This window comes from Streptomyces sp. NPDC044064, from assembly GCF_056434245.1.
Map to the genome: position 1 here is coordinate 23,753 of NZ_JBWKFN010000054.1, position 10,613 is coordinate 34,365.

Consider the following 10,613-nt stretch of genomic DNA (forward strand, 5'->3'; position numbering starts at 1 on the left):
TTCCCGACCCGAGTTCCCAGGAGGTGACGACCATGGCAACGACCCTCGTCAAGGCCGAAGAGTCGGTGGAGTACGCCGCTCGCCTTGAGCATGTCTCGAAGTCCTTCGCAGGACCGGGCGGGCAGCAGCTCGTCCTGGACGACATCAGCCTCGATGTCGCGCCCGGCGAGTTCGTCACTCTCCTGGGGGCCTCGGGCTGCGGCAAGTCCACCCTGCTGAACCTGGTGGCGGGCCTGGACCGGCCGACCGTCGGCGACATCGCGACGGACGGCCGCCCGGCCCTGATGTTCCAGGAACACGCGCTCTTCCCGTGGCTGACCGCGGGCAAGAACATCGAACTCGCCCTCAAGCTCAGGGGAGTTCCGAAGAACGACCGGCGCGACAAGACCGAGGAGCTGCTCGGACTCGTCCGGCTCAAGGGCGCCTACGGCAAGCGTGTGCACGAGCTGTCGGGCGGTATGCGCCAGCGCGTGGCACTGGCCCGCGCGCTCGCCCAGGAGAGCAATCTGCTGCTGATGGACGAGCCGTTCGCGGCGCTGGACGCCATCACGCGGGACGTGCTGCACGACGAGCTGACCCGGATCTGGGCGGAGACCGGCCTGTCCGTCCTCTTCGTCACGCACAACGTGCGCGAGGCGGTGCGGCTCGCGCAGCGCGTCGTCCTGCTGTCGTCCCGGCCGGGCCGGATCGCGCGCGAGTGGACGGTCGACATCCCGCAGCCGCGTCGCATCGAGGACGCGCCGGTCGCCGAACTGTCCCTCGAGATCACCGATGTACTGCGTGGGGAGATCCGCCGTCATGGCCAGCACTGAGACCACGCCGGCCCAGGACGCCGGAAGCGTCGAGGCGGGCCTCGACGCGCTGGAGACCACGGCCACCGGCCGTACGCCCTTCAGCCAGACCTTCAAGAACAAGATCCTGCCGCCCGTCATCGCCGTCGCCGTGGTGCTGGTGGCCTGGAGCCTGCTCTACCCGGTCGTCGACAACCCGGCGAAGCTGCCCTCCCCCGCCGATGTCTGGGGCGAGGTCGAGGACCAGTGGCTCAAGGGGACCCTGCTCGACTACATCTGGGGCAGCGTGTCCCGCGGCCTGCTGGGCTTCCTGCTCGCGCTGGCCATCGGTACGCCGCTGGGTCTGCTGGTGGCGCGGGTGAAGTTCGTGCGCGCGGCGTTCGGCCCGATCCTGTCCGGTCTGCAGTCGCTGCCCTCGGTCGCCTGGGTCGCGCCGGCGGTGATCTGGCTGGGCCTGAACAACTCGGTGATGTTCACGGTCATCCTGCTCGGCGCCGTCCCCTCGATCGCCAACGGTCTGGTGTCGGGCGTCGACCAGGTGCCCCCGCTGTTCCTGCGCGCGGGCCGCACTCTGGGTGCGACGGGACTGCGTGGCACGTGGCACATCGTGATGCCGGCGGCGCTGCCCGGCTATGTGGCGGGTCTGAAGCAGGGCTGGGCGTTCTCCTGGCGTTCGCTGATGGCCGCCGAGATCATCGCCCAGTCTCCGGACATGGGCATGGGTCTGGGCCAGCTGCTCGAGGTGGGCCGTACGAACAGCAGCATGGCGACGGTCTTCCTCGCCATCCTGCTCATCCTGTTCGTCGGCATCGCCATCGACCTGCTGATCTTCAGCCCGCTGGAGCGGTGGGTGCTGCGCAGCCGCGGCCTGCTGGTGAAGAGCTGACGTCCCATGCGTGACAAGCCGGTTCTCCTCGTCGTCGCCCACGGCAGCCGCGACCCGCGGCACGCCGCGACCGTGCACGCGCTCGTGCAGCGCGTACGGTCGCTGCGGCCGGGGCTGCGCGTGGAGACCGGCTTCCTGGACTTCAACATCCCGTCCGTGCACGGGGTGCTGGAGTCGCTCGCAGCGGAGGGCGTGCGCGACGTCGTGGCGCTGCCGCTGCTGCTGACCCGCGCCTTCCACGCGAAGGCCGACGTCCCCGCCGTCCTGCGGGACGCGCCGCCGCAGCTGCGCATCCGTCAGGCGGAGGTGCTGGGCCCGTCCCCGCTGCTGCTGTCCGCGCTGGAACGACGGCTGTTCGAGGCGGGTCTTACGCCCGCCGACAAGTCCTCGACCGGGGTCGTGCTGGCCTCGGCGGGGTCCTCCGACCCGGAGGCGATCGCAGTGATCGCCGACATCGCGCGGGAGTGGTGGCACACCGGTTGGTGCGCCGTGCGACCTGCGTTCGCCTCCGCATCCCTTCCCCGCACCGAGGACGCCGTGCGGGAGCTGCGGGCCCTCGGCTCCGAGCGGGTGGCCGTGGCGCCGTACGTGCTGGCCCCCGGCTTCCTGCCGGACCGCATCGCACGCGGCGCGGCCGGGGCGGACGTCCTGGCGGACGTACTGGGCCCGGCGCCGGAGGTGGCACGGGTGCTGCTGGAGCGGTACGACGAGGCACGTCTGCCGCTTGCGGCGGCGCTCGGCGCCTGACGGACCGGCGGCCCGACGACGGCTCATGCGGTCGTTCCCGTCCCGGCCTTCCCGGTTTCCCCGAATCCCCTTCCTGGTCACGTCCGGATGCCCGCGACGCGTTCATCATCGCGGACGCAGCCCGCACCATGCCGCATACCTTGCGCTCGCTCGACCTGGACGACGCCACCGTCGCCGAGCTGGAGATCATCGTCGGGTTCGACGATGACCTCGCCGCAGAAAGCTCGTCGGCGAGCTGCTCACTCATCCGCTGCCACGCCCGCTCGGCCATGGCCAGCTCATCGCGCTCAGCCCGGACCTCCGACAGCTGCTTGACCAGCTGCTCTTCGAGTCCGTCCAGCTCCGCACGCCGCGCGGCGATCCGCTCCAACACCTCGGGATCCATCATGGGCGGAGCGTAGGAGCGGCACCCGCGACGACGGACGGGAATCCACAATCCCCACTCCTGCCACAAGATGGCGCTGCTTCAATCAGCTCACCGTACGCAACAGGCAACTCCTGCAGGCGCTCTCTCAGCCAGACGCCTGCGTTCGAGCACTGCCGACACAGTCTCACCCACACGGGAGAATCCGAGTCTCTGCTCGACGCGCAGCAGGGGAGCTGATTCGACGGCCTCGCAGACGTTTAGCCAGGAGTCGCTGCGGGCGAGGATGTCTCGAAAAGCGAGGCCAGGCGCGCGCAACGTTCGGTGAGCAGGTCGGCGATGGCGACGGCGCGCCGGGCGGTCCACCGGTCGATGGGACCGGAGATGGCGACCGAGGCTGCCGCGTGCCCCGATGTGGTCCTGATGGGTACGGCGATTCCCAGCAGGCCCGAGTGGTTGGCTGCCTGTGACAGGGCGTATCCGTTGGTGCGCACTGAAGCGATGGCGCCTTCGACTTCGTCGGCGTGTGCCGCCTCGCCAGCCCGCTGCACGATCGCGGTGATCTCGGGGTCGGGGAGGAACGCGAGGATGGCCTGGCCACTGGCGCCGCGGTGCAGAGGGGTGGACGAACCGATTCTGGCGGCCCTGCGCAGTTCGTAGTCGCTCTCGGCGCCGAGGACCAGCACGGCCTCGTCACCTGCACGCAAGTGCAGGGTGGCCGTTTCACCGGAGAGGTCGGCCAGGGCCCGCAGCATGGTGCGGGCCCCGGCGAACACGTCGGCGCGCGGCATCACTTCGGCGGCAAGTCCCATCAGCCGAGCTCCGATGCGGTAGCCGCCGCCGTCCGCCCGGGTCACGTACTCCTCTTCCTGCAGGACGCGCAGCAGCCGGTAGGCGGTGGACTTGCTCAAGCCGACCGCATCTGCCAGTCCCTGCAGGGCCGCCGGTGAGCTCGCGCCGGCTACCTCTTCCAGCAGGCGTAGGGCCCGCCTGGCCGTGTCTCCGCCTTCGGTCCGTGTCGCTGTCATGCCCGCCGCCCTGTCGCCGTGTTCCGCAGAATAGATCGCCGGTTCCAACATCTAAAACTATGGGCCTTGGCCCGCCTCGAGCAAGCAATCGTCACGGGGTGGTTCGTCATATCGGAGTCCTTGACGATTATTTATATTCCTGTCACTCTCTGCCCCCAACCTGAAGAACAGGTTGCAAATAGTGGAACCGGATGACGCAGTGGCTGACATTTCTGGCGCAACGCGCGCCGTGCCCAACACCACGGATGCATCTCGTCTGCAGGAGGTGGTCGCGTCCCGACTCGACGCGCTCCCTGTGGGCCGCTGGCACCGCGGTGTCCTGTTGGTTGTCGGGCTCGGCTCCTTCTTCAACTTCTTCGAGGTCGCTCTCAGCAGTCTGCTGGTGCCGCTGCTGCCTGGCGGATGGGCGTCGAGCACGACTGCCCAGTCGCTGCTGATCGGGGCAACATTCGCAGGCGAACTGCTGGGAGCCCTGCTGTTGTCCGGATTCGCCGACCGCTTCGGGCGTCGACGCATGTTCCAGATCAACCTCGTCGCGTACGCAGCACTGTCCGTGGGTGCCGCTTTCGCACCCGACACACCTACGCTCATCGCCTTGCGTGTCATGCTGGGTGTCGGTCTGGGCGCGGAGCTCGCCTTGGTGGACACGTACTTGGCAGAGCTGATGCCGACGGCCCGGCGTGGGCGCATGATGGCCACGGCCTATGGGCTGGGCATGCTGGCCGTGCCGGTGGCGGGACTACTGGCCGCGAAACTTCCGCACAGCCTGGGCGGCGTGGCCAGCTGGCGGTGGCTGATGGTCCTCGCCGCATGCGGTGCCGTCATCGTGTGGGTGCTGCGGCGCCGCCTGCCGGAATCCCCACGGTGGCTGGCCGCCCACCGGCCGGCCGAGGCTCTGAACGCCCTGGCCCGGATCGAATCGAGCGCCGGACATCGGGTTCCGGCGAGCGGCGTCGAGAACCCCGGCCACGCCGCCACACCCCATCCGACGCCCATGCCGTCCGGGCCCGAGGTCCGTGCGCAGAAGCCGCACTTGTGGGGGCCGCAGCTGCGTCGGCGCACCCTGCTGGTGTGTGTGATGGAGGCGCTCGGCCCGATCGGCTTCTACGGCTTCACCGCCATTGCCCCCATCGTGCTGCTGAACAAGGGTTTCACCGTGGTCGATTCGCTGACGTACTCGGCGTTGACCGCACTCGGCTACCCGCTGGGCTGTCTGCTGCTGATGCAGGTGGCCGAACGGATCCAGCGCAGGACCCTGGTGATCGTCTCGTCGCTGCTGGTGGCCGTGGCCGGCACGGTCTTCGGCCTGGGCAGCAGCGTGTGGGTGATCGTGTCCTCCGGCCTGTGCACCACGCTGATCAGTGTCATCAACGCGACAGTCTCGCGCGCCTACGGGGCCGAACTGTTTCCCACCGAGGTCCGCAACACGGCTCTGGGGCGCACCTATGCGCTCTCCCGGCTGGTGGCAGCCGTCCTTCCGTTCTGCACCCTGTCGATCCTCCACGCGCTGGGCGCGGGCTTTCTGTACCTGATATGCGCCGCCTTGATCGCGCTGATGAGCGTGGTGGTCGCCGTTCTCGGCCCTAAGACCAACGCGGTCCGACTCGAAGGAATCTGACCTCCCGCGCCCGTACTCGTACTTGACGGCTGCGGGCGCACTTACCGGACCAGAAGGCATTGCCGAGCGCAGCGAGCGCCCTACTGGCCCTGGGGTGAACTGAGCAGCCGGTGGAAGTCGGAGCGGCCCTGCGTGCGGTGCCCGGCCAGCAGGCGCAGTGCGAGAGCCCGGTCGCCGTCCTCGAAGGCGGCGACGATGCCGTCGTGCTCGGTGAGGATCGCCTCGATCCGCTCGAGGTCGCCGGAGTCAGCTCCGCGGCGGTAGGACAGGGCGCGGTGCGGCTCCAGGGCTTCCCACAGTTGCCGGACGAAGCGCAGCATCCATTCGTTGTCGCAGCGGTCGAGCAGCGCGAAGTGGAAATTCCGGTTGTGCGCGATCACGTCTTGCACATCGGCCCTGGCGACGGCAGCACGCTGGGCCTCCAATGCAGTGCGCATCGCGGCAACGTCCTCGGACCGCATCCGAACCGCCGCGTTCGCCTCGGCCTCCGCCTCCAGGAGCTCCCTGATCCGGAAGATGCCGTCCACACTCTGCGGGCTCAGCTCGGTGACGGTGTAACCGCGCTGCGGGACGTAAGTCACGATCCCCTCCCCGGCCAGCGTCTTGAGGGCCTCGCGGACCGGGATGACGCTCAGCCCCAGCTCCTCGGCCGCCGCACTCTGACGGATCGGCGCGCCGGGGGCCAGGTCGCCGCGGACGATCGCGTCGCGGAGCTCCGCAAGGGCCACCGCCTCGGCGGTGCGGGGGAGAGAGGTTCGTTTCAGGGCCACCCGCTCATGCTACCTGCCAACGTGCAAAACTAGATGTTATAAATTGTAATCTGAGTGGTCGAGAGGGAGTCCTGACCACTCCTTCCGCCCGAGCTGGGTTCCCCGACATTGGAGGTGAGCGCGGTGTCCGCACCGACGCCTACGACCACCCGACAGCCCACCGACCCGAGCGGCCCCACAGGGCAGCTGGCCGCTTGGCTGACCGCCACCTCGGTGCATCAGATCCCCGCGTCAGTGCGGGAGCGGGCCGCGCACCTGGTACTCGACGGCCTGGCCTGTGCGCTGATCGGCGCCCAGCTGCCGTGGTCGCGCACGGCCGTCGGGGCGGTCTTCAGCCTGGAGGGCTCCGGGAACGTCCCGGTGATCGGTTGGGGACTCACCACCAGCGGCCCGGCGGCCGCAGTGCTGAACGGCACGTTCATTCAGGGCTTCGAGCTGGACGACTACTACCCGGCCGCCCCTCTGCACAGCACTTCCCTGGTGCTGCCCGCGCTGGTGTCCACCGCATCGCAGTTGCCGTCGGTCACGGGAGCGCAGTTCCTGCGGGCGACGGTCCTGGGCTTCGAGACCGGCACCCGGGTGGGCCTGGCGCTGCACGGTCCGGAAATGCTGTCCCGTGGCTGGCACTCCGGTTCGGTTTTCGGCACGCACGCTGCTGCCGCCGCATCCGGGGCGATGCGCGGCCTGGACGCCGCCGCGTTCGAGGACGCTCTCGGTCTGGCCGCCACGCAGTCCGCCGGCCTGATGGCCGCGCAGTACGAGGCGATGTCCAAGCGGATGCACCACGGCCTGGCCTCCCGCAACGGCTTCTACGCCGCCGGACTCGCCCAGGCCGGGTACACCGGCATCAAGAAGGTCTTCGAGCGCCCCTACGGCGGGTTCCTGTCCACCTTCGGCGAAGGCCACAACCCCGACGCCACCCAGATCACCAAGGGCCTGGGCGAGGAGTGGAACACCGAGCAGATCGCGGTGAAGATCCACGCGGCGATGGGCGGGCTCCACCCGGCCATCGACGCCGCCATCGCGATGACCGACGGCCGCACGTTCAGTGCCGACGACATCGAATCCCTCCGCATCGAGGTACCCGACGCGATCTACCACCACGGGTGGTGGACCCCGGAACGCCCGCTGACCACCATCGGCGCCCAGATGAACATCGCCTACGCCACCGCCGTGGCCCTCCTGGACGGCCACGTGCGACCGGAGCAGTTCACACCGGCCCGGATCGACGCTGACGACGTCTGGCAGCTGATCGGCCGCACCGAGGTGAAGCAGGTTGACGAGCCGCAGGATCCGACCTGGACCCAGCGCGGCTACAACACCCGCCTCACGGTCACGCTGCGCGGTGGCGAGGTCCTCACCCAGGCCCTCAACCACCCCCATGGCGGCCCGAACGATCCGCTCACGAACGGCGAGATCCGGGAGAAGTACCGGTCGCTGACCGCCGGCGTCATCGATGCCGACCGCGCGACCGAGATCGAACACATCGTCCTCGGCCTCGAAGACCAGCCGGATGTCCGCCGCCTGGTTGAACTGCTCGCCGCCCCGGTCCGCGGCGTCCTCGACTGACCCATAACAAACTGCAAGGAGTCCTCATGTCACCGTCCTCACGGGAAAGTTCCACCTCGGCGACGCCCACCACCGCCGGTGGCCGGCTGCGCTCGCTACTCGCCCAGAACGGCCTGACCACCGCCCCGGGCGTGTTCGACGGCCTGTCCGCCCACCTCGTGGCCCGCACGGGTTTCAGCGCCGCTTACCTCAGCGGCGCAGGGGTGTCCGTCGCTGGGTTCGGCCTGCCCGACATCGGGCTGCTCACCCAGAGCGAGATGACCGACCGGGCCCGCATCGTGGTCACCTCACTCGACGGCATCCCGCTCATCGCCGACGCCGACACCGGCTACGGCGCACCGATGCACGTCGCGCGCACCGTGCGTGAATACGAGAAGGCCGGCGTAGCCGCCCTCCACCTGGAGGACCAGGCATTCCCGAAAAAGTGCGGCCACCTGCCCGACAAGGAGCTCGTCTCCCCCAAGGAATTCACCGACAAGCTGGACGCCGCCCTCCAGGCACGCACCAACGACGACCTTGTGATCATCGCCCGTACGGACGCCCGCGGACCACTGGGCATCGACGAGGCAATCGATCGGGCGGGCCGCTACGCGGCCGCGGGCGCCGACGTCCTCTTCATCGAAGCTCCGCAGAACATCGGGGAGATCGAGAAGATCGCCGCCGAGGTGGACGCCCCGCTGTTGATCAACATGGTGCAGGGAGGCCTCACCCCCGACACCGCACCCGACCGGCTCGCCAAACTCGGCTTCCGGATTGCCATCCACCCCGGAGCCCTGCTCGCCCCCTACGTACTCCATGGGCTGGAGGCCCTGGGCCGCCTCGGCGGCACCATGCCCGAAGCCACGCCCGGCCCGCAGGGCCTGTTCGAACTCGTCGGGCTGCGCGAGTGGTCCGCAATCGGCGAGCGTTACCGCGACCACACCGAGGACGGCGCCTGATGGGCATGACCATGATGGAGAAGATCCTTGCCCGCAAAGCCGGCCTCGAGAAGGTCAGCGCCGGTGACACAGTGGTCTGCGACGTCGACATGACCGTGATGATCGACCTGCAGTTCGCCACCAGCTGGGTCCAACCGCTGAAGATCAGTGACCCCGACAAGGTCGCGGTCGTCATGGACCACGCCGTACCCGCCCCCAACGTGCACGACGCCATGGGCGGCACCCACGCCCGCGCCTTCGCCCGCGACTTCCACATAGAGAAGTTCTACGACGTCGGCCGCCACGGCATCTGCCACCAGGTCATCGCCGAGAACGGCCTCGCCCGCCCCGGCGAGATCCTCGCCTGCACCGACTCCCACACCTGCGCCGCAGGCGCCTACAACACAGCCGCACGCGGTCTCGGCCCGGCGGAGGTGTACTCGATCCTGTGCACCGGCAAGACCTGGTTCCAGGCCGCTCCCACCATCCGCTACGAATTCACCGGTACCAAGCCCGACGCCGTCTCCGGCAAGGACATCTTCCTGCACATCGCCGGAACCTACGGCGACGCCACCAACCACAACCTCGAGTACGGCGGACCGGGCCTCGCCTCCATCCCCATGAACGACCGGCGTACCATCGCCACCCAAGGCGCCGAAGTCTCCGCCGACTTCTCCACCTTCCCCATCGACGACCTCGCCCGCGAATTCCTCGCCGCCCACGGAGCACCCCCCGGCTCCTACACGGCAGCCGACCCGGACCCTGACGCCACCTACGCCGCGGTACGCAGCGTGGACCTCTCGTCGCTGGAGCCCTACGTCGCCCGTCCCGGCACCGTCAGCCACAACTCGCTGCCGATCTCAGCGATCGAGAAGCGTCCGGTCAACCAGTGCTTCATCGGATCCTGCGCCAACGGACAACTCGAAGACCTCAAGATCGCCGCCGACATCGTGCGTGGCCGCAAGATCGCGCCGGGAGTACGCCTGCTGATCACCCCGGCCTCCCAGGAGGTCTACAGGGACGCGATGCGCGCCGGCTACCTGCAAGACCTCGCCGATGCGGGCGCGGTGGTCACCAACTCCACCTGCGGTGCCTGCTTCGGTTACCACATGGGCCTGCTCGCCCCCGGCGAGGTCTGCCTGACATCCTCCACCCGCAATTTCACCGGCCGTATGGGCAGCCCCGACGCGGAGATCTATATGGCCTCCCCCGCCACCGTCGCCGCCTCCGCCCTCACCGGTCGCGTCACCGACCCGCGAGGGGAACTCAGCTGATGGACACCCTCATCACCGGACGCGTCTGGGTAGTCGGCGACTCCGTCACCACCGACGCCATGTACCCCGCGTTCGCCATGAAGCTGCCCGTGCCCGAAGCCGCGAGGCACATCTTCTACGAGCTGCGCCCGGGATGGACCGATGAGGTCGAGGCAGGCGACATCGTTGTGGCGGGCCGCAACTTCGGCCTCGGCTCGTCCCGTCCCGTCGCCGCGCTGTTTCGTGAGCTGGGCATCGCGGCGCTGATCGCGGAGGAGTTCAACTCCCTATTCCTGCGTAACTGCATCAATCACGGCCTGCCCGCCCTGACCGTCCCCGGCGCCACCACGGCGTTCACCGACGGCGACACCGCACGCCTCGAATTCACCGAAGGCTGGGCCGAGAACACCAAGTCCGGCGCCCGGCTGAGCGGAGGGGCGCTGCCGCCCTTGGTCCTCGACATCCTCGCCAACGGCGGCATCCTGCCCAAACTCGCCCACGAAGGCTACATACCCGCCCCGGTCGCACGCGGCCACTGAGCCTGGTGGTGGGGGGGGGGGGGGGGGCGCCCCCCCCCCCCCCCCCCTCCCCCCCCGTTGGAAGTAGGAGGGGGCTCCCAACACACCCCCCCCACCACCCACCCCCCCCCCCCCTCCACCCAACCCCCCCC

10 protein-coding genes and 1 pseudogene are annotated in these 10,613 nt (G+C 69.2%); 9 read left to right on the plus strand and 2 right to left on the minus strand.

Annotated elements, in window-relative coordinates; all coding sequences use genetic code 11:
• Positions 1 to 32: 32 nt before the first annotated feature.
• The 4 genes and pseudogenes from AC07DS_RS45105 to AC07DS_RS45120 form a co-directional block, all read left to right on the plus strand.
• Entirely contained in the window at positions 33 to 812 is a 780-nt protein-coding gene (locus tag AC07DS_RS45105; protein WP_145885297.1) for an ABC transporter ATP-binding protein, read from the plus strand.
• Positions 799 to 1,677 (plus strand): ABC transporter permease, encoded by an 879-nt coding sequence (locus tag AC07DS_RS45110; RefSeq protein ID WP_479154535.1) that lies wholly within the window; start codon positions 799 to 801, stop codon positions 1,675 to 1,677. Before AC07DS_RS45105 ends, AC07DS_RS45110 begins: the two co-directional genes overlap by 14 nt.
• A 6-nt stretch (positions 1,678 to 1,683) precedes the next feature.
• Positions 1,684 to 2,424, plus strand: a complete 741-nt coding sequence (locus AC07DS_RS45115; RefSeq protein ID WP_479154536.1) for a sirohydrochlorin chelatase — start codon at positions 1,684 to 1,686, stop codon at positions 2,422 to 2,424.
• Positions 2,425 to 2,492: 68 nt separating this feature from the next.
• A pseudogene (locus tag AC07DS_RS45120) lies at positions 2,493 to 2,660 on the plus strand (IS110 family transposase); the annotation flags it as partial.
• Positions 2,661 to 3,048: 388 nt separating this feature from the next.
• Here the strand turns inward: AC07DS_RS45120 and AC07DS_RS45125 are convergent.
• Positions 3,049 to 3,816 (minus strand): IclR family transcriptional regulator, encoded by a 768-nt coding sequence (locus AC07DS_RS45125; protein ID WP_479154537.1) that lies wholly within the window; start codon positions 3,814 to 3,816, stop codon positions 3,049 to 3,051.
• Between the two features lie 181 nt (positions 3,817 to 3,997).
• Here AC07DS_RS45125 and AC07DS_RS45130 point away from each other — a divergent pair, with 181 nt between their 5' ends.
• Positions 3,998 to 5,434 (plus strand): MFS transporter, encoded by a 1,437-nt coding sequence (locus AC07DS_RS45130; protein ID WP_479154538.1) that lies wholly within the window; start codon positions 3,998 to 4,000, stop codon positions 5,432 to 5,434.
• An 80-nt stretch (positions 5,435 to 5,514) separates the two neighbouring features.
• On the opposite strand, the gene AC07DS_RS45135 is transcribed toward AC07DS_RS45130, so the two are convergent.
• Positions 5,515 to 6,204, minus strand: coding sequence for a GntR family transcriptional regulator (locus AC07DS_RS45135; protein WP_479154539.1), 690 nt, complete (start codon positions 6,202 to 6,204; stop codon positions 5,515 to 5,517).
• A gap of 123 nt (positions 6,205 to 6,327) precedes the next feature.
• On the opposite strand from AC07DS_RS45135, the gene AC07DS_RS45140 reads away from it, so the two are divergent.
• The 4 genes from AC07DS_RS45140 to AC07DS_RS45155 are packed head-to-tail and all read left to right on the plus strand — an operon-like array spanning position 6,328 to position 10,482.
• A complete protein-coding gene (locus AC07DS_RS45140) occupies positions 6,328 to 7,773 on the plus strand; it encodes an MmgE/PrpD family protein (RefSeq protein ID WP_479154540.1) in 1,446 nt (481 codons plus the stop codon).
• A gap of 26 nt (positions 7,774 to 7,799) precedes the next feature.
• Positions 7,800 to 8,711 (plus strand): isocitrate lyase/PEP mutase family protein, encoded by a 912-nt coding sequence (locus AC07DS_RS45145; RefSeq protein ID WP_479154541.1) that lies wholly within the window; start codon positions 7,800 to 7,802, stop codon positions 8,709 to 8,711.
• Complete coding sequence (locus AC07DS_RS45150) at positions 8,711 to 9,964, plus strand: 3-isopropylmalate dehydratase large subunit (RefSeq protein WP_479154542.1); 1,254 nt, start codon at positions 8,711 to 8,713, stop codon at positions 9,962 to 9,964. The genes AC07DS_RS45145 and AC07DS_RS45150 overlap by 1 nt, the downstream gene beginning before the upstream one ends.
• Positions 9,964 to 10,482 (plus strand): LeuD/DmdB family oxidoreductase small subunit, encoded by a 519-nt coding sequence (locus AC07DS_RS45155; protein ID WP_479154543.1) that lies wholly within the window; start codon positions 9,964 to 9,966, stop codon positions 10,480 to 10,482. The genes AC07DS_RS45150 and AC07DS_RS45155 overlap by 1 nt, the downstream gene beginning before the upstream one ends.
• Positions 10,483 to 10,613: the final 131 nt, after the last annotated feature.

Bases quoted from the DNA above. Each gene is read 5' to 3' on its own strand.
- AC07DS_RS45105 (WP_145885297.1), top strand. From the start codon at position 33: ATGGCAACGACCCTCGTCAAGGCCGAAGAGTCGGTGGAGTACGCCGCT.
- AC07DS_RS45110 (WP_479154535.1), top strand. From the start codon at position 799: ATGGCCAGCACTGAGACCACGCCGGCCCAGGACGCCGGAAGCGTCGAG.
- AC07DS_RS45115 (WP_479154536.1), top strand. From the start codon at position 1,684: ATGCGTGACAAGCCGGTTCTCCTCGTCGTCGCCCACGGCAGCCGCGAC.
- AC07DS_RS45125 (WP_479154537.1), bottom strand. From the start codon at position 3,816: ATGACAGCGACACGGACCGAAGGCGGAGACACGGCCAGGCGGGCCCTA.
- AC07DS_RS45145 (WP_479154541.1), top strand. From the start codon at position 7,800: ATGTCACCGTCCTCACGGGAAAGTTCCACCTCGGCGACGCCCACCACC.
- AC07DS_RS45150 (WP_479154542.1), top strand. From the start codon at position 8,711: ATGGGCATGACCATGATGGAGAAGATCCTTGCCCGCAAAGCCGGCCTC.
- AC07DS_RS45155 (WP_479154543.1), top strand. From the start codon at position 9,964: ATGGACACCCTCATCACCGGACGCGTCTGGGTAGTCGGCGACTCCGTC.